This window comes from Lactobacillus sp. UMNPBX4 (genome assembly GCF_002554115.1).
GTDB lineage: Bacteria > Bacillota > Bacilli > Lactobacillales > Lactobacillaceae > Lactobacillus > Lactobacillus gallinarum.
Genome location: NZ_PCZF01000015.1, coordinates 1 through 20,236, shown reverse-complemented (window position 1 = coordinate 20,236; position 20,236 = coordinate 1). Strand labels below are relative to the sequence as shown.

At 34.3% G+C, this 20,236-nt stretch carries 14 protein-coding genes; 6 read left to right on the top strand and 8 right to left on the bottom strand.

The window, feature by feature from the left end; all coding sequences use genetic code 11:
• Positions 1-61 precede the first annotated feature (61 nt).
• The 5 genes from asnS to CP355_RS04360 are packed head-to-tail and all read right to left on the bottom strand — an operon-like array spanning position 62 to position 11,812.
• On the bottom strand, positions 62-1,360 hold the full coding sequence (gene asnS / locus CP355_RS04380) for an asparagine--tRNA ligase (protein WP_098043974.1): 1,299 nt from the start codon (positions 1,358-1,360) through the stop codon (positions 62-64).
• A 53-nt stretch (positions 1,361-1,413) separates the two neighbouring features.
• Entirely contained in the window at positions 1,414-1,911 is a 498-nt protein-coding gene (locus CP355_RS04375; protein ID WP_098043980.1) for a hypothetical protein, read from the bottom strand.
• Positions 1,911-4,694 (bottom strand): helicase C-terminal domain-containing protein, encoded by a 2,784-nt coding sequence (locus CP355_RS04370; protein WP_098043973.1) that lies wholly within the window; start codon positions 4,692-4,694, stop codon positions 1,911-1,913. The genes CP355_RS04375 and CP355_RS04370 overlap by 1 nt, the downstream gene beginning before the upstream one ends.
• An 18-nt stretch (positions 4,695-4,712) precedes the next feature.
• Complete coding sequence (gene addA, locus CP355_RS04365) at positions 4,713-8,327, bottom strand: helicase-exonuclease AddAB subunit AddA (RefSeq protein WP_098043972.1); 3,615 nt, start codon at positions 8,325-8,327, stop codon at positions 4,713-4,715.
• A gap of 2 nt (positions 8,328-8,329) precedes the next feature.
• On the bottom strand, positions 8,330-11,812 hold the full coding sequence (locus CP355_RS04360) for a PD-(D/E)XK nuclease family protein (protein WP_098043971.1): 3,483 nt from the start codon (positions 11,810-11,812) through the stop codon (positions 8,330-8,332).
• A gap of 81 nt (positions 11,813-11,893) precedes the next feature.
• Between CP355_RS04360 and mvk the strand changes: the two genes are divergently transcribed.
• Genes mvk through fni form a run of 4 tightly spaced genes read left to right on the top strand, consistent with a single transcriptional unit; the run spans position 11,894 to position 15,919 of the window.
• Entirely contained in the window at positions 11,894-12,802 is a 909-nt protein-coding gene (gene mvk, locus CP355_RS04355; protein ID WP_025005661.1) for a mevalonate kinase, read from the top strand.
• Positions 12,802-13,764, top strand: a complete 963-nt coding sequence (gene mvaD, locus CP355_RS04350) for a diphosphomevalonate decarboxylase (protein ID WP_025005660.1) — start codon at positions 12,802-12,804, stop codon at positions 13,762-13,764. Before mvk ends, mvaD begins: the two co-directional genes overlap by 1 nt.
• Before the next feature lie 43 nt (positions 13,765-13,807).
• Positions 13,808-14,890: a phosphomevalonate kinase gene (locus CP355_RS04345; RefSeq protein ID WP_098043970.1), complete on the top strand. Its 1,083-nt coding sequence runs from the start codon at positions 13,808-13,810 to the stop codon at positions 14,888-14,890.
• A 12-nt stretch (positions 14,891-14,902) separates the two neighbouring features.
• On the top strand, positions 14,903-15,919 hold the full coding sequence (gene fni, locus CP355_RS04340) for a type 2 isopentenyl-diphosphate Delta-isomerase (protein WP_098043969.1): 1,017 nt from the start codon (positions 14,903-14,905) through the stop codon (positions 15,917-15,919).
• Positions 15,920-16,154: 235 nt separating this feature from the next.
• Here fni and CP355_RS04335 read toward each other — a convergent pair whose 3' ends face one another.
• The 3 genes from CP355_RS04335 to CP355_RS04325 are packed head-to-tail and all read right to left on the bottom strand — an operon-like array spanning position 16,155 to position 19,237.
• Positions 16,155-17,537, bottom strand: coding sequence for an RsmB/NOP family class I SAM-dependent RNA methyltransferase (locus CP355_RS04335; RefSeq protein WP_098043968.1), 1,383 nt, complete (start codon positions 17,535-17,537; stop codon positions 16,155-16,157).
• Complete coding sequence (locus CP355_RS04330) at positions 17,518-18,495, bottom strand: ABC transporter permease (protein ID WP_098043967.1); 978 nt, start codon at positions 18,493-18,495, stop codon at positions 17,518-17,520. Before CP355_RS04330 ends, CP355_RS04335 begins: the two co-directional genes overlap by 20 nt.
• A complete protein-coding gene (locus CP355_RS04325; RefSeq protein ID WP_098043966.1) occupies positions 18,485-19,237 on the bottom strand; it encodes an SAM-dependent methyltransferase in 753 nt (250 codons plus the stop codon). The genes CP355_RS04330 and CP355_RS04325 overlap by 11 nt, the downstream gene beginning before the upstream one ends.
• Before the next feature lie 85 nt (positions 19,238-19,322).
• Between CP355_RS04325 and lepB the strand changes: the two genes are divergently transcribed.
• A complete protein-coding gene (lepB, locus tag CP355_RS04320; RefSeq protein ID WP_087176069.1) occupies positions 19,323-19,892 on the top strand; it encodes a signal peptidase I in 570 nt (189 codons plus the stop codon).
• A gap of 62 nt (positions 19,893-19,954) precedes the next feature.
• Positions 19,955-20,146, top strand: a complete 192-nt coding sequence (locus CP355_RS04315) for an LBP_cg2779 family protein (RefSeq protein WP_003627439.1) — start codon at positions 19,955-19,957, stop codon at positions 20,144-20,146.
• Positions 20,147-20,236 lie beyond the last annotated feature (90 nt).

The following is a 20,236-nucleotide window of genomic DNA, read 5'->3' as shown; positions in this document are numbered from 1 at the left end:
AAGTTGAACTAATAAATAGTCCAACTTTCGGTTTATATATTCATAATTGTCGATGCAATTATTAAGGTTGCATTCTGTTAATCAATCTTGGGAATGGAATTGCTTCACGAATATGGTCAAGGTGACATACCCAAGCAATAGTACGTTCAAAGCCCATACCGAAGCCTGAGTGAGGAACACCACCAAATTGACGTAAGTCAAGGTACCATTGATAATCTTCAAGGTTAAGACCAGCATCAATAATTTGTTGCTTCAACACTTCGTAGTTACCTTCACGTTCTGATCCACCAAAGATTTCACCGTAACCTTCTGGTGCAATAACATCAGCACATAAGTATTCCTTTGGATTATCAGGATTCTTCTTCATGTAGAATGGCTTAATTGAGGTTGGGTAGTTTACGATAAATACTGGACGGTCATATTGTTCAGAAATGTAACCTTCATCAGGTGCACCAAAGTCATCGCCCCACTTAAAGTCACGACCTGCCTCTTGAAGCATCTTAACAGCATCATCATATGGAAGACGAACAAAGTTACCTTCGGTAGTTGGACGAAGCTTTTCAGGATCTCTACCTAAAATCTTCAATTCGTATTCATTCTTGTCTAATACTTGCTTAACCATGTAAGCTAAGTATCTTTCTTGTAAGTCTAATGATTCATCTTGGTGCATCCAAGCCATTTCGGGTTCCATCATCCAGAATTCAGTCATGTGACGGCGACCCTTTGATTCTTCCGCTCTAAATGTTGGACCAAAAGTAAAGATCTTGCCATAAGCCATAGCACCAGCTTCACCGTATAATTGACCAGATTGTGATAAGTAAGCATCATGGTCAAAGTATTCAACGTGGAATAATTGAGTAGTACCTTCTGGAGCTGAGTGCATGAAAATTGGTGCATCAAACTTAATGAAGCCTTCCTTTTCAAAGAAGTCTACAGTAGCCTTAAACATAGTATTTCTAATTTGCATAATAGCAAATGGCTTCTTTGATCTTAACCATAAGTGACGGTGATCAAGCAAGAAATCAACACCATGTTCCTTATTACCAATAGGGTAACCTTCATTATTTGAAACAACCTTTAAATCAGTAATTTGGATTTCGTAGCCAAAGTGAGAACGTGCATCTTCATGTACGGTACCAGTGATATAAAAACTTGATTCTTGTCTAAGTGATTTAGCAGCTTCAAATACTTCATCTGTTACATCATTTTTACGAACTACACCTTGGAAGAATGCAGTACCATCACGCAATTGCAAGAAAATAATTTTTCCGCTTGATCTTTTATCTGTTAACCAAACATGCATCTTAACTTCTTCGTCAACATGTTTAGAAGAATCTTTAATTGAAATCAATTCTGTCATAAAATTCCTGTCCACCTTTTTATCAATTATACAGTTCCATGATACCAAAGTTTCTATAAATTATCGACTTCTGAAATATCATTTCCATCTTTAAATTCATATATTGTATAGCCCAAATTATCATTATGCTTTTTATAGGCTACTTCCCAAACTGCTTGGCCTTTATACCAACCAAGATTAATATGATTAATTGTAGCATCAGAATGAGAGGATTTAAACTTATTTTTAATATAGGTTTCAGATGCTCCTTTATTTGCTGGATATAAATATGCTTTTTTAGAGTTAGGCAAATAAACAAAATAATAGCGTTTGCCTTTTTCCCCGGTTCCAGTAATAGCATAACTACTAGTTCCTCTATCTAAATGATAGTAGCTTTGAATATTCTTAATTGGAGTTTTAGTCCGGGCTATTTCTGCAATTTTTTGATCATTACCTCGACTGCGAGACCCCGCATAATAAAAGATTAAAATGCTAGCCACAAAAGCAATTATAACAATCCCGATTACCCATGATATAAATTTTAACGTTTGTCTCGTATCATCTTGTATCATCATTTTTTCTTATTTTCTAATTCTTTTAATTTCTCTTTTGTAACTCTTTCTACCTTAACAGGAATTGCCTGTAAGAACGCCTTGCCATATTCTTTAGACCATAATCTAGGATCCAAAATAATATATTGTCCATGATCTTTTTCACCACGAATTAAGCGCCCCATTCCCTGTCTGAATCTAATAACAGCTCGAGGGAGGCTATCCTTTTCAAAGACGTTAATCCCTTGATCTTCTAGTTTTTTCTGTCTTAAACGAACTTCTGGCTGATCTGGGGATTCAAATGGCAATCGTGCTGCAAATACAGTATCAATACCACAATCATGAAAATCGATTCCTTCCCAAAAACTATCAGCACCAATAATAATCGCTTTTTTAGCAATTACAAATCTTTTTGCAATTCTATTATTAGAACCCGATATTCCTTGGGCCAATATTTCGAAATCTTTTAATTCTGGGGAATTCATAATAGCCATGAATACCGTTCGAATTTTTTCTAGATTAGTCATTAACACTAGGACGTGGTTTTTATTTGTAAGATCGTTAATTAAAATTTGCTCAATATCATCTTCATACGCTTCACTATCTGGATTAGGCATGTTATTAACCGAGATTACTTGCAAATGCTTCTTAATGTTAAATGTGCTTTTGCCTATGTATTCAACTACAGCCATATTTTTTAAAGCCAGCTGGTTAACAGCATAATCAAAATTATGGTTACTGGTTAATGTAGCACTGATAAAAGCAATATGGTCAAAGCAACTATAAATTTGATTAAGCACTTCTTCAGCATCTAACATCAGCCAATCTAAGTTAGTGCTTAAAGGATCATCCGGATTAGTAACCATCAATATAAACCCATCTTGATCCAAATTTTGCGAATCAGATAATATATCTGCTAATTGATAACTCTTTTCAGAATAATAATCTAAACGATCAATTTGTTCAGTAATTTCACTCAGCAGAGTCTCAGTATTGGTCAGAATTTGTTCTTGCTCATGATAAAGTTCAAACAAAACCTGATTGGTTAATTCTCTAACTTCCTCTAATTTTTGTTGGAACTTAGATAATAATTGCTTAAATTGACTATTTTTATTAAATAAGCCTTTTCCTTGAAAACTTAATTCTAAAGTTCCATTAGCCAAAAATGACCTATTGACTGCATTATCGTTTTGAGCGTATAAATCCTTTTGTAAATCATTAATACATTGAATCAATTCTAGAATCTGTGGATCAAGCTTTTTTAATAAAAAGTTGAGTTGCACATTAGCATTAAATTGATTTTCTACACCATCATTAGAAAAATAAAGCAGGTTGCGTAAATGACTTAATACGCCCCATAAAGCTTCAAAGCGTAATGAATCATTACGTGAACTAATAACGCTTTCAGTAAAGCGATGTGCTTCATCAACTACTAAATATGGGTTTTGCCCCCAAATAGTGTCCATATAATGATTAGCCAAATAAGCATGGTTAGTAACTAATATATCAGCCTCTTCCTGGCGCTTTCGTGCAAGATTCCAGAAATCTACACTAGCAAAACGACTACCTACTCTTGCATCCCCCGGGTGTTGAATCTGTGCAAACAACGGAGCATTATAGTTAGTCAAATTTAGCTCATCTAGATCACCAGTTTTAGTTTCCGTAAGCCAAACTAAGATCTGCATCTGTAATACAAGAGTATCTTTATTCGGCGTACCTTGAAAAATCGTTTGTACAAACCCATCTAAATCTAAATAATGACTGCTGGATTTAACGACCTCAGCTGTTAAATCTAATTTAGTAACCTTTAAAAGCTGAGGTATCTCATGCTCCATTATCTGCTCTTGTAATACCTTGGTTGGTGTAGCTACTACTAGTTTTCTACCCGAATAAAGTTGATACGCATATGAAAACAAATATGAGAAAGTCTTTCCAGTTCCATTAGGCGCTTCAATTATCATAGCTCGTTTATCGGGATTATTAATAAATTGATGTAAATGGTTAATTAAATCTACCTGAGCACGACGAAAATGCAATTTACCTTTAAACAAATTCTTCTTTTCATCATCAGTTTTTGGAAAATGAGCATTCTCTCCATGACGATCTAATTGATCATTCTGTTTTTGTAAAATAATATTGCGAACCTGCATATAGCTTGAGCTCAGTGGCCGTTTTTGCTTACGCAGATTATCTGCAATTGTCGCAATTACCCAAGATGTATCTCTAATTAAACTTGCTGATAAAGAGCTCAACGTATTCAAAGTTGCCTGAGGAAGACTCTCTAATTTATAAATAATTTTAATTAATAAAATGGCGGTCCCGTATGCATCTGAATCAGCCTTATGAGGATTAAGATGTTTAATCTTAAGTTGAGCAGTTAGATCACTCAACTTATATGAAGGCAATATAGGAAAAGCAATCTTAGCTAATTCCACTGTATCAATTGCCTTATTAGTCAAAGCCTCATAGCCATGTTGTACTAATTCATAATTTAGAAAAGGTAAATCGAAATCAACATTATGCGCTACGAAAACCGTATCTTTTAAAATCTCTACTATCTTCGGTGCATAAACAGAGAAATCATCTTTCCCTTGTACATCTTCATTATGAATACCAGTCAGATTAACTACAGACTGGGGAATTTCACGATGAGGATTAATCATAAATGAATATGTCTTAACCACCCTCATATTTTTGATAATTGCACATCCGAACTGAATAATATGATGGCCTTTTTCTCGCTGCGTTCCTGTAGTTTCTAAGTCAACAACAGCAAAGGTATCTTTTGCAAAAATCTTTGCCATCTTTTTCCTTCTTTCTAACTACTTAACCTCAACTACTTGTTTTGCATCAAGCAGAATTAAATATTTGCCAATAACTTTCTTTTCACTAAATTCATTTAACGCTTGTTCATACAAACGAAGCTGACCAGTATATTTTTCTTTAATTAATTCAATTGATTTATCAATATTAGATTTATTCACATGATCAGTTTTGTAATCAAACAAAATGATACCATTCTTTGCTACAAAATAACCATCAATTGTACCATGAACCAAAATTTCAGCATCTGGATCACTAAAATCCTTAAATAAAGTTCTAGCTGAAAGCAAACTAGAAAAATCAACTTCTCGCTTTAAATTATCTGGCTCTTTCCAAAAAGCTTTGGCAAAATCACTATGAACAAACCAGTCAATTTGGTCCTTCTTTAAGCTCGAAACAATATCTGGATTCAATTTCTTTTGTTCAATCAACGTTTCTATCTCTTGATCTAAATTATCTGCACTATCATTCGTGTAATCATAATACTGCAGGATTAAGTGAGTAGCCGTACCGATTTCTGCTCCTGTAAATTTTGTTTGATACAAAAAATTAGGCTTGGTATCAATTGGTTGCAAATAACGATTAGTAGAAGTTAATAAATGTGAATTCTCTAATTCAGCATCTATTGGATCATTAAATGCTTTTTTGATTTCAGAAACCGCTTGATAAGCCGTAGTTTCACTTGCATCTTTGAAAGGATAATCAAATTGATAAAGCTGGTTGACTGTCTGCGTTAGCAAATTAAGCTTACTTGTATTTTCCTGCTGCTTATTATCAGTTTCTTCTTTTTCAGTAAATTTAATATCTTCATCCTGATAATCAATAAACAAGATCTTTTGACTTTGATCGATTGACTTAGTAACATCACTCAATTTAATAGCCACATGTCGATCAAATCTTAATGAAGGTCCGATAAAACTTAAAGGACTAGTAGCTGATAATTTATTAATTAATGGCAGTTGACCAGCGTGATTCAATTCCGTCGACCATTCTTTTACCTTTTTGTTAAAGCTAGGAACATCACCTACCAAAATCAATTTTTGCTTTGCTCTAGTTAAAGCCACATAAAGAATACGTGCTTCTTCTTCAAGCAATTGCTGTTTTTTAATAATGTTCCCCATTGCCTTAACTAGTGAGTCTACACGATAATGCTTTTCTCTTAAGGTAATCCCCATACTATCAGAGTTAATAATATAATTACCATTTAAATCGCGCATCTGATAATGGTGCTGCATCCCTACATAGAAAACAATTGGAAACTCTAATCCCTTAGAACCATGAATCGTCATTAATCTAACAGCATTACCAGCTTCTTTAGTTAAAAGTGGCTGTGCTAAATCTTTTTGACTACGTCTCATTCGATCAATGAAGTTAATAAATTGATATAGTCCTTTAAAGCCTGCACTTTCATATGAAGAAGCTCTTTCATATAGTGCTTCTAAGTTAACTCGCCGCTGCTCACCATTAGGCAATGCCGTCATTATCTCTAATAAATTAGTACGCTCATATATGCTCCAAATTAATTCCGATATTCTATGGGTAGTGGCAAAACTACGCAATTCTGCTAACTGATTTAAAAAGTTTTTACACTTTTTACTTAACTCATCGTTAGTACCTACATATGAAGTAAGTGCACTATAAAAGTTGCTATTTTTACTCTTAATTCTAATTCTGGCTAGCTCTTTTTCATCAAAATTGAACAGTGGAGAACGTAATACTGTTACTAATGGAATATCCTGATCAGGATTATCAATTATTTTTAAATAATTCATCATGACAGTTAATTCAAAAGTTTGAAAATAGTTTTCTGCATCAGTAACAAATAATGGAATATCTTGCTTAGCAAATTCTTGCATAATTTCCAGATTATCACTACGACTTCTAGTTAAAATAGCAATATCACTATATTGCATATCTCGCATTTTACCAGTATTACTGTCAAAAACCTGAACGTGTTCTTCTTCTAACTGCTTAATCCGAGCAAGTACCATTTGAATTTCAGAAAAGTCTATCTCACTTTCATCTTTATTAGTGCCGTTTTTCTTTTCATGAATAATCACTTCACTTGCTTGAGGCAGTGATTTGGGATAATATTTCGCCCCAAAAACTAGCTGCCCTTCTTTTTGATAATCAATCCCACCAAAATTAGTACTTAAAATGCTCTTAAACACTAGGTTAACTGTTTCTGTTACTGGCTCGGTTGATCTAAAATTATCTGACAACAAAATCCGTTCTTCATGTTCATTCTGTTCTTGGGCAAATTGATGATATTTTTGTAAAAACAGACTTGGTTCAGCTTGTCTAAATCCATAAATTGACTGTTTTACATCCCCCACCATGAAAAGAGTGTTCTTTTCCTCATTTTTAATTTGCTGAATAATTCTTTCCTGCAGAGCATTAATATCCTGATATTCATCAATCAGAATTTCCTTAAACTTATTTTGATAAAAATCGCGCGCCATTTGGGAACTAGACGTATCTTGACTTAAGATTTGATAAGCTAATTGCTCCATATCACTATAATCAAGCAAATTTTCATTACGTTTTAACTGATTAAAGCGTTCAATTAATTTAATTTCAGCAGCTGAAATAGCACTGACAATCTTTTGCCCGTCTTGCATAATCTTGATCTGCTCTTTTTCAGCTACCGCAAAAAATGAAGTAAAGGTATCGAATACCTGACTCTTCGATTCATCTTTTAAAGCTTGGATTTCTTCATAAAACTCTACCAGGTCTTCATCCCATTTTTTCGATTTACGAAAACTAATTGTAAATACGCAGCTTCTTAATAACTCCCTCTGCTTATCATAATCAGCATCTTCTTTAACCGCTTGGACAAAATTATCTATATTCTGTGCAAACAGCGTGAATGACTCTTTTACCTTAGCCAATTCCTTAGTTTCCATCACAGCTTGTGATAAATAAGATGCTATCTTGTCCTGTAATTCCGAGAATTTAGCCACAATATACGGCTTAATTTGTTTTTGCCAAATCTTTGATTCCACAACGCTGTCTTCAATATCATAAATCTGTGGCAATTGTTTAAGCCAAGCGCGATATTCTGGTTTTGCCATAGCAAAATTGTATAAATCTAATAGCAAATCACGAGGACTATCTGCATCCCGATCACCAGCGAAATTATCATAGAAATGTCTAAAAGCTTGATCCTTATTGGTTAACATTTCCCCTTCGATCTCACGCAAAGCACGTTCTTTCAACAAGGCAGCTTGCGTATCATCAGTTAAGATCGTAAAACTAGGATCTAACTCAATTGAATAATAAAAGCGATGAATTACATCCAAACAAAATGCATCAATAGTTGAAATATTAGCGGTATCTACCTGATTTAACTGCTCACGCAAATATCTATGATTAACTCCAGGTTTGGCTAATTCTTTAGTTAAAGCGGCTTTAATTCTGATCTTCATTTCTTCGGCTGCGGCTTTGGTAAAAGTCACAACTAATAATTCATCTACTCGCGTACCTGCTAAAATTTCTTTTAAAACACGCTCAACTAAAACAGTAGTTTTACCACTACCGGCAGATGCGGAAACTAAAATATCATGCCCTTGATCATTAATTGCTTTTTCTTGTTCTTTTGTAAATTGTGGCAAAACTAATCCTTCTTTCCTAGTTTTTCCTTAATTTTAGCTAACAAATCTTTCTTACTCATGTTGCTAATCTCGTGATATTGATTATGTCTAAGCATGGCGTCAAAGAAGAAAATATCTTTAAAGTCTGAATATGTTAGAGCATTTTTGCTCCTGCCATAACGATATGGATTTAATTCAATTTGACCAGATAAAATCTGTCTAGAAGCTTCTTTAATAAGATATTCATCATATTCCAATAGCAACTGAATTTCTTCTTCGCTAAAGTTACGATCTGCTGGCAATTTAAAGCCGCCTTTTGCCTTGGTTCCTACTCCTGTATAAAGTTGAGAAGCTTGACTAGGCTTACCATCTAATAATGGCTCAGCTTCTAACAAAATTTCCGGATTATTACTAATTAGGCCCGTATACATCAACTTAGGCTTACTATCCATTGCATTTTCACGTAAGTTTAAGCTGCTATCAATTAACTTATTACTATTTAGCCTTTCTAGCTGTCTAGTAACTGTTTGATAAAAAGCACCTAATAGCGAAAGCTTGTCCTCTTCCGCAAAGAAATGATTATTATTAGTTAAAACATCCAAGTAAGAAACCATCTGAAGGGCGATACCGTTATAAAACATCCCTAAATCAAATTTTTTAGCAGAAGATTTGTAATCGATCACTTGCGCTAAAACTTGATCTTTATTAGCAAAATTAGCTAAATCTACTCGGTCTATTTTCCCGCGTAAATTAACTTGATGATTACCAGCTAAATCCGGAATATCTAAACTGATACCTTTAATTTTTTGATCTAAACCAAAACTTAATTCAGAATATTTGGCTCGCAGCGGTGTTTCAGCTAGTGATTTACGCCAATTTCGAGCTACCTTGGAAGTCGTATGATCTAAACAGTGGAATAAATACTGGTTAAACGGGTCATTCATCAATTGAGCATATTTACTTTCATCCTTGATAACATCTCTAACCTGATTAAGTTGCTGCTCAAGCTCTACACTACTTAAATCGGCCAAATCAAGATGCTGTTCATTCAATCGCTTAACTAACCGATCAAATGTCTCATGGAAATAATTTCCGGCTTGAATAACATCAAATTCATTTTCAAAGCGGCGCCGTAATTTTAACCCGTAGGTCAAGAAATACTCATAAGAATTTTCATAAAAAGTCTCCAACTGTGAAACTGATGAATACAAATTCTTACCATATAGTTCCGCTGCTAAATCTTCTCCGATATCTTCAGGCTGATTATCAAAGTCGCTTGCGTCAAGCACAACTTTTACTTTTTGTGGTAAATATTTCTGTGTAATTCTTAGAAGTTCATTTATTGCATCAGATGAAGCATTAGAATTCATATAGGCTAAGTAACCTAGGCTCGCATCAGGATTAGTTATGAAAGATAAAAGATCCTGCATCTTTTCTGGTAGATCATGTTGACTAAATTCAGGCGCACCATAATTTTGTAGACGCTGATAATAAATTGACGGATCTAATTTCTCATTTGATGCATTTAACACAGGATAAGAAATATACACTCTGTCCTGCGCTAAGGCTAAAGACAAGCCAAACTGATAATTTTGATCTAAATTATTTAGTCGCTGATTATCTTCCAAATATGCATCAGATTCAAAACTACTTTGCAATTGATTTAAATTTTCTGTCGTCAAAAAACCTGGCTTTTTTTCAATTGCAGGTAAATTTCCGCTTGTCGCACCAATAATAAAGACTTGCTTATACCCACTGGCTTGAACCATTCCCATTTCTGATAAGTTGACAGCATCAAGAGTTGAAGGGATTTGCGAGAAAGCAGCTTCCTTGAATGCGCTAATCATCATATTAAAAAATTCATCTAAATCAAATTGCTCTGGGTTAATTGCCAGATAATCTTTCAATAATTGAATCAGCAAGTCCCATAATTGTTCAGGTTGCTGTGCTTGTTGCAAATCACCAGATTCATTCGCATCATCGCGCCATTGTTCTAAACGCTCAGCAATTCCGTTCTTAGTCAAAAAATCAAAGAATATGGTTAGAGCTTTTTGACTATCCTTTTCTTGCTCTAATTTAGTAAACAAATTTGTAACTTTATCTACCAAATAACCACGTAATCGATCAATTTTGACCACTTCTTCATCAATTTTGTCTAATCTGATAACTTCTGCACTTACAAAATCTGCAAAATGTTTTTTCCACAAATTATGATTAATTCCGTGAGCTAAAACAAAATTTTCTAATTCATCTACATCATGAATATACTCAGCTTCTTCTTTATACCAAGATGGGATGAGCAAATGCGTCTTTAATATGGCAAGCATACTCTGCGTCTGAAATGGACTATCCTTTAAGTCACGTAAATTGAACAGATTTTCAATCAATACAACTAGAGGGTGATATTTCATTTCCTGCTGCAAATCATTAAAGAAAGGAATATTATTTTGCCGCAAAATTGGCGTTAAATATGTCTCATATTCTTTCAAATCCGGTGCCAAAATTAGAAAATCACGGTAGCGATAATTATTCAGAGCCACTTGTTGATAAATTGTTCGCGCAACAAAATATGCTTCCGCATACCGAGAATCAGCTTTAACAAGTTGTACTTGATTTAATTCATCAACTTTAGGAATCGTTTCTGTCCAAAGGCTGTTTAGGATTTCACGTGAAGTAGGCTCAGCAGCAATCGGAAATTCATTTGCTACATAATCCATATCTCTCTCTTGCAAAAACGAAACTAATCGCTGGATAGTTTGTTGAATGACGTAATCATAATCTCCTTCTTCGGCTTTAGGATTGATGTTTCCTAGTCTCGTTTTAAAAGCCAGTGTTACATCTTTAGCTTTTCTCATTAAGATTTGAATAGTTAACATTTCCTGCAGAGAAAAATGAGAGAAATCACAGAAATAAAAACTAACATGTTTTAAATCAGAATTTTTAGCTAAAATTTCATTCAACTGTACTTGTACTTCGTTTTTAGTTGAAAATTTGCCCGCTATTTCCTCAATAAAAGCATTATAAATAATCCGTAAATCATGAATTTTACTTTTAGTTTCTTGATCTAAATTAGTTTCATCTATGTTATCCAAATCCAAATTGCCGTCATACACTTGTAAAATCGTATTATAAAGTTGACGTACCATCCCTGAATTACTCTGTTCAAAGATAATCAGCTCGTCTTGCTTTTCCTCAATAATATGGGTTAGCAACATCGCACTAGCAGCATCATCTAATTGTGTAGGCAATCCCTGTTCAGCATCTTTTAAGAAAAACCACGCTAAACGCGAGAACGATAACACGTACAGATTTTTGACTGCTGTCTCCGTTTGCTTTTTCTTAGATGCAAGTTTATTAATCGCTCTAACTTCTGTGGTAAACTTAATATGATTAGGAACGATGATAAAAGTTTTGTTTTCTGGGTGCTTTTGATAATTTTCAATTGCTGAGGCCAGAATTTTTTCTTGTAATGGGTCAGTTTGTCGTCCTGTTAAAATTTTGATCATTTGTTCGCACTTCCTTGTTTATTATTTTATCATAGCAAGGTTGATATCTTTTATTAAATCTATTTTAAGGATGATTAAAAAATGAAAACTAGTTTTTTAGCTCATGGGAAAGTAATTATTATTGGTGAACATTCTGTTGTTTACGGCTATGATGCTTTAGCGATGCCTATCAAAGCTTTGCATATTAAAACTACTGTCGAAAACAATTCTAAAATGTGGATGGATACCGCACGCTACCATGGCTCTTTTTATGATGCTCCGAGTGAATATGATGGTCTGAAGTATGTTGTCAAAGCTATGCAAAAAAAGGCAAACAACGATGAGCCATTAAAGATCACATATACTGGAGAAATCCCTATGGAACGAGGATTTGGCTCCAGCGCTACAGTTGCTCTAGGTACTACAAAGGCTTTAAACGAATTCTTTTCTTTAAATTTATCTGAATCTGAAATTATGGCAGTTACCAATCAGGCAGAAATGATTAATCACGGCAAGGCTTCTGGTCTTGATGCCGCTACAGTTAATTCCAACTACTTAGTATTTTTTAACAAAAAAATGGGACCCAAAGTTTTACAAGCTGAATTAGGTGCTACACTTTTAATTATGGACACTGGAGAATTAGGCAATACTAAGAAGGCTGTTACTCAAGTAAGTCAACTTTTAAGTGAATCAAAAAAGGCAAATGTTAATATGAAACGTTTAGGCGAATTAGCTGATCTGACAAAAAAAGCCTGGATTGATCATGATATCAAAACTGTAGGTAATATTTTTAATGAAGCACAAACGATTTTGCATTCTTTTAATATTTCAACTACCAAAATTGATCAATTACAAAAAATTGCTCTAGATAATGGTGCCCTTGGCTTCAAATTATCTGGTGGTGGCTTAGGCGGAATTACTATTGCTCTATGCGAGAACCAAGAAATCGCCAAAAACATTGCGGATAAATGTCAAGATCTAATTAGTAACTACTGGGTGGAGAAAATTTAATGTCAAAAATAGTACGTGCTCATACAAATATCGCTTTAATTAAATATTGGGGTAAAGCAAATGCGGAATTAAGACTTCCCTTAATGTCTAGTCTCTCAATGACGCTAGATGCTTTTTATACCGATACTACAATCGAAAAGACAAACGATGATCCTGCTTTTTATTTAAATGGAAAAAAGCAAGATTCTAAACAAAGCCAACGAGTTTTTTCATATTTGGCCAAACTTCAAAATAAATTTGGTTTTCATGACAACTTAATCGTTAAATCTGTTAATCATGTTCCAACCTCTGCTGGACTCGCCTCTTCTAGTTCAGCCTTCGCCGCATTGGCAGCTGCTTTTTGCCAATGCTATAATATCCAAGTTGACAAAAAAGAGTTGTCACGTTTAGCACGAATCGGTTCTGGTTCCGCATGTCGCTCTATTTTTGGTGGGTTCTCGGTTTGGCAAAAGGGAGATTCCGACGAAAGTTCTTATGCATATGCTTTAGATGAACATCCTCAAATGGATCTACACCTTTTGGCTGTAGAATTAAACACTAAGCAAAAGAAGATTTCTTCTACTAGCGGCATGAAAGAAGCACAATCTTCTCCTTTCTTTAAGCCTTGGCTTGAACGCAATGAAAGTGAACTAAAGCAAATGATTACGGCCATTAAAAATAATGACTTTACCGCATTAGGTGAACTAGCAGAATTAAATGCTAATGAAATGCATGCCATCAATTTAACCGCTCAACCTGAATTTACGTACTTTGAACCAGATACAATTCGCGCCATTAAATTAGCTGAAGATCTTCGCAAGGAAGGAATTGAATGCTACTATACTATAGATGCTGGTCCAAACATTAAAGTTCTTTGCCGGTTAAGAAATAGCAAAGAAATTGTTGAACGCTTTAAGTCAGTATTTAATAATGTTAATATAGTGATTGCAAATTTTGGTCCTGGTATTACCTACTTGGATTAATCGTTGTAATAGAAAGTTAATTAGATTCGAGGATTTAATTCTTTTGATAACAGAAAAAGCACCCGGAAAATTATATATCGCTGGAGAATACGCCGTTTTAGAACAAAACTGTCCTGCTGTTTTAGTTGCCGTAAATCAATTTGTACGTGTTTCAATTACTAAAAGCAAGACTTCTACGGGCTTAATCCACTCTAAACAATATTCACAAGATTCTATTCACTGGATCCGTCAAGGTTCTAAGATGGTAATCGATAATCGTGATAACCCATTTGAATACATTTTATCTGCAATTTCTTACACAGAACAATATTGTATTGAACAAAACATTAAGATGAAAGTCTACGATCTGCATGTTAATTCAGATCTAGATTCTGCTGATGGTAAAAAGTATGGTTTAGGTTCAAGTGCCGCTGTCACTGTAGCTACGGTTAAAGCTATTTTACACTTCTATGGTGTCAAAATGAGCAATGAACTAGTATATAAATTATCTGCCATTTCCCATTATTCTGTCCAAGGTAATGGTTCTGCTGGTGACATTGCAGCTAGTGTTTATGGTGGTTGGCTAGCCTACCAAACTTTTGATAAAAAATGGCTACAATATGAATTAGCTAATAAAACCTTATCAAAAGTCGTAAATGAAGCTTGGCCAGGACTTAAGATTGAGTTGCTAACCCCACCTCACGATATGAAATTAATGATTGGTTGGAGTCAAAAGCCAGCATCAACTTCTCGTTTAGTTGATGAAACCAACGCTAATAAGGCAGCTTTAAATATGGAATACAAAAACTTCTTAGCTGCTTCTAGAGAATGCGTATTAAAGATGATTGCCGGCTTTGAGGCAAATGATATTCCATTAATAAAGAAGCAAATTCGTGTTAATCGTCATTTATTACAACATTTTGCTAAAATTAACCAAATTGCCATTGAAATTCCACGTTTGACTCAATTAATCAAAATTGCTGAAGACTTTGGTGGTGCCGCAAAAACTTCTGGGGCTGGTAATGGTGATTGCGGAATTGTAATCACTGATTCAGATACTGACGTTGATGCCTTAGAGAATGAATGGCGTCGTAATGGTATTCTGCCTTTGAACTTTAGAGTTCACCAAATTAGCCTTGCTCACTAATTGGAGAAAAATATGTCAATTAGATCTGAAAGAAAAGAAGAACATCTGAAATTAGCTCAGATGTTTTTTAATAAAGAAAAATATAATAGTTTTGATCAAATGCATCTGTTACGCCCTGCTCTACCAGAAAGTAAGGTTGATCAATCTGTTTTGGCAACAGAAATGTTTAATAAAAGCGTTTCTGCTCCTTTTTTTATCAATGCAATGACAGGTGGATCAAAGCAATCCTTAATAATTAATCAGGCTCTGGGAAAGATCGCACATCAAGAAAAGATTGCTCTAGCTCTTGGTTCTGCTAGCATTTTAGCTAAGGAAAAGGATCAATTAGAAAGTTTTTATGTTGCTCGCAATGAAGATCCAAATGGCGTTTTAATTGTCAATGTTAATCCAGAAACTCCCATTAGTGCGATTAAACAAACAATAAATGAATTGCAAGCTGATGCATTACAGATTCACCTTAATACAGTCCAAGAAATTGCAATGCCAGAAGGTGATCGTGACTTTATTTGGCTCGATAAAATCAAGAATATCCTCGATCAAATTTCCATCCCCGTGATTATTAAGGAAGTAGGATTTGGTCTTGATCAAAGCAGCATTCACCTGCTTAAAGAAAATGGCATTAAGTACTTTGACATTGCAGGTGCTGGGGGAACAAATTTCGCTCAAATTGAAAATGCACGTAATTCACGGGATGTTTCTTATCTAGAAGACATCGGATTACCTACTGTTGTTTCAGCCTTAATGGCACAAAAAGAAAACGTTAATTTTATTGTTTCAGGTGGTGTATGTAACCCGCTAGATATTTTAAAAGGGCTAGCTTTAGGTGGACAATTTGTTGGTATTTCTAATGAATTCTTGCAAGAATTCAACAAGAATGGTTTTGAGGGACTTCAAACCTTAATCAGCGATTGGAAAGATGAATTAGCTGCTTTAATTGCGATTTATGGTAAAAACGATTTGGCATCCCTATCCCAAATAAAAAAATACTATGATCTACAACTAAAGAACCAAATAGATCAATTAATTTAATATCAAAAAGGCACTAGACAATCTAGTGCTTTTATTTTACATAATTTTTATTATTTTGGCCTCTATATCTTTCTTACTTTTATTTTTATTGTAGAAAAGAAAAAGGATTAAGCATTCCTGATCCCCGGATCTAATGCTTAATCCTTTTAATATTTATTTAGTTCTTTTTCTTACGGTCCAAGCCGAAGATTGAGAAACAGTCGAAAAATTTCTTTTATAGCCGCAACTGCCGCGATTATTTTCTAAGTCCTTTAGGATAGAAATTTTTCAAAATTCCATTACCAGTAATTTTGCCAAAACTAAAAATCATTTGACTATAACTAACCAGCACAAAACCACGCAAATCACTTTGGACCTTAATCGTTTCTCCATGTAAGTACTTTTGGTAATCATCCAAGGTTGCCAAATCAACTACACATGTCTGCTCCAATTGACCTAATACTTCTGCAAGTTGATGACCCGGTTCGAATCTCTTTTTCTTTAGAATTCCTAATTCGACACCATTATTAACAATGTGCAGCTTAGTCCTTTCAGGTAAAACAATCGCAGGAATAAAGACATGATCATTTCTAACCATTGTTTTTTTAGACCAATCACTCAAACTAGTAGGCAAATTAAATTGATTAATCACCTCTGCAACTAGTTCTTGCTCGTTCTTAGTCAAACGCAATGGATTCTTTTTTTGCTTTTTCTTTTTACTCTTTTTGGTTACAACTTCTACATTGCCACCATTTTTCTGCAATACAGCAGCAAACTGACCTTCACCGACTCCATCTTGTGGCCAAAATCTAAGCGTTTTGGTTAATTCTGGATTATTATCACTCCACTCAGGATGACCTAGACTTATTCTTTCATCTTTGATTCCAGTATCTAAAATACTAAAATCGTGTTCATTAACTAACCAGCTAACAATTTGTTCATCTTCTTCTGGAGCAAACGTACAAGTCGAATAGATCAAGCGTCCATTTGGCTTGAGCATCTTAACTGCTTCGTTCAAGATATCTTTTTGTCTTCTTTGACATGTCAAAACATAATCTTGAGACCAATAATCAATTGCTTCAGGATTCTTTCTAAACATCCCTTCCCCACTACATGGAGCATCAACTAAAATTACGTCAAAAAATCCTGGAAAAACTGGTGATAATGCTTCTGGACTTTCATTAGTAATCAGTGCATTGCTTATTCCCCAACGCTCAATATTTTCTCTCAAGGCTTTAGCTCTAGTACCTGAGATTTCATTAGCAACTAACAGTCCTTCGTTTTCTAGCTGCTCTCCTAATTCAGTTGTTTTCCCACCAGGAGCAGCACAAAGATCTAATACCCTGTCTCCAGGCTTAACACCGCTCAACGCAGCAGGAAACATCGCAGCAGGATCTTGCGAATAAACGTATCCACTTACCCATTCAGGATCTTCACCGCTTATTTCGCCATAATATGCATCCCTAAGATCAGGAATTGGTTTATTTAAGTCATAAGATAATTTGATCGGATTCTTTAACGTATTAATTCTAAAAGCTTTTTTGCTTTCTTCATTCATTGCCGTAAAAAGTGCTGTCGCTTCTTTATCGCCTAATAATTTTTCGTATTTTTCTTTAAATTCAACGGGTAGCTTTAACAACTTTTTTATCCTTTCTTATTAAGTGATATAACGTGATACAAAATGCCACTACATTCATTAGCCATGCCACAAGTAAAACTATGCTCAACACACTAGCCACTGAATAAAATGCATGCCATCTTAAAAAGATATATGCTAAAAGTCCACAAACGCCTTCTACCATTAAAGTACGAGCACTACGATTAATTACCCAATTGCGGAATAAATCGCCATGAAGGTGTGTTAATTTAGCTTGTCGCATCATTAAAATTGCAAGTACTATATTAGTTACCACACCTAGTATCATGCAAGTTATTAACATTAAAATATTAGGCAATACTGACAAGCGGTCACGGTGATGTTCCTGTACAAATGAAGGAATATGAAGCTTAGCGTGATAATGTTTAGCTATCTTACTAATTACATACGGAGTACTATCAATCACTATCCTATAATTTCTTAACTGATCTCGTGCTGTAGGCTGATTTACTCCTGTGCTCAGATAATATTTATCCATTTCAACTTGAGGATAATTTTTAAACGTGCCAATTACAGAATAATAATTTCGTCCTAAAACAACATATTTATTATTTTGTGCTTCTAAAACATTGATCTTAGCGGTAGGACCTAATACAGCAAATGAGACTTTCCCTTCAAAATCATCTGGAGAAAAATAGCGTCCTGTTTCTGTCGGCAAACTTTTTACCACATGATTACTCCAGACTAAGACCTGCTTTTTTTCATAATTACTATCGAAGTGTAATTGAATCTGATGATTTTTATAGTTCTTATTTAGGTAACGTAAAAAAGAACTAATGCTTTCATCGCTATCTGTTCTAAAATAGCGTGTATTGTTAGTCAGCCCATGGGCTTCTAATACTTCATCTGCATAATCAGATTGAATATTAGAAATCATAGTGCCTATTCCCAAAAACATAATTAACGGTACTAAAAGTAAAAAAATTCTTTTAAAATTCATTATCTATCTCAAATATCCGTTCATCAATAAAATCAAAACTTTGAAATGAACTATTAATTTCATTCAAAGCTGCTGTATGTTTAAACCAATTACGTTGCCAGAATTCTGGCGAATTAGTTGCCCCATTTTCTTCACCAATGAAGATAAAATGCTTTGCATTACTATATTTTTGCCATGCATCAATTGCCGCAAGATCACTTTGACCGAAATTGGGTGACCAAGAGCAAAGAATCAAATCCACATCGGAATACTTTTTTATTGCTTGCGCTGCTTCTAAATTAATAACTGGATGAAATGGCTTCGCACCTGTTGATGAAGTCTTAGCCCATTCTAAGGAATCCGTACTTATTGTTTGAATTCCAACATTTGCTAGTGTACTTGACCAATAAGCATTGCCAGCCATAATTTCCAAAGCAGTATCAATCTGCATCTTATCTTTTATCAAAGCTGCCGTTTTTAAATTGGCTATTGACCAAATGCCATATTTCAAAGATAAGTATTGCCGAAAATTATTAAATAAGTTATTAATATCGGTTAATTTTCTTTTTTGATTATTTCCGATTTCTTTTAAAACATCTTCAAATTGATCTGGTAATAATCCCAATTTATCTGGTGCGGCTTTTAACGGCTTACCATTACCAACGTAATGATCAATTTGTTTTATTTCTTCTACTTGACCATGTATCAGAGGATGATTAATTTCATCATCTAACATAGTTAATTTGTGCAAATAATTCGTCATATCTTCCTACCTTACCTAATGATTTTACCATTCAAAGTCATAGAAATCAGTTATAATAAAAATAGCAAATAAAAGGAGATTGTTTATGGGAGAAAAAACTAAGAAGAAAAATGAAGACGAAGAAAGCATAGGTCATTTTGTTCTCGATATAATCATTATGTTTGCGATTTTGATGGGGATTTACTATTTTGTATTTAGCTTTTTCCTTTCAAATGAAACAGTTTCTGGCCCCTCAATGCAGCCAACATTTGAAAATGGTGATCGTTTAATTGCCGTTCGTCATTTTACGCCTAAGCGCAATGATATTGTGATTTTAAAAGCTCCTGATCAAAAAGGCGCTTTATATATCAAGCGTGTAATTGGCACACCTGGCGATATGGTTACTTCAAAAAATGATAAGCTTTACATTAACGATAAGCAAATCGCTGAACCATATTTGAATAACAAGTATGAAAAGCAAGCTCATCGTTTAGGAGAACTATATACTAACAATTTCACATTAAAAGAAAAAGTACCTAAGAATCACTACTTCGTCATGGGTGATCATAGAGATGTTTCTAAAGATTCTCGTTACTTTGGCTTTGTTAAACGGAGTGCACTTATTGGGAAAGTTGTCTTCCGCTACTGGCCATTTACTCAGTGGAAAACATTTTAATTATTTAAAAGTTTTATTTTGTATATAATTTGATTAAAATTAAAGTGTAAGGAGAGATTATTATGAATGAGCAACAAGAAGAATTATCGAACGCAATTATTGATTTTCAAGTTAAACACCATGTTAATGATACTGATTTAGCTTTTGCTAGTCACCTATCTGTTGAAAAGGTGCATGCAATGAAAACTGGTGATGGGGAATTCACCAACGAAGAAATTAATCAACTTTATGACTATATGTCTGCTAATGCTTAATTAGTAATCATAAAAAAGGCTTCACTCTTAATTTGCAATGTCATTAAGTTAAGACATTGACAATTAAGGGTGCTTTTTTAGAGATCGAAT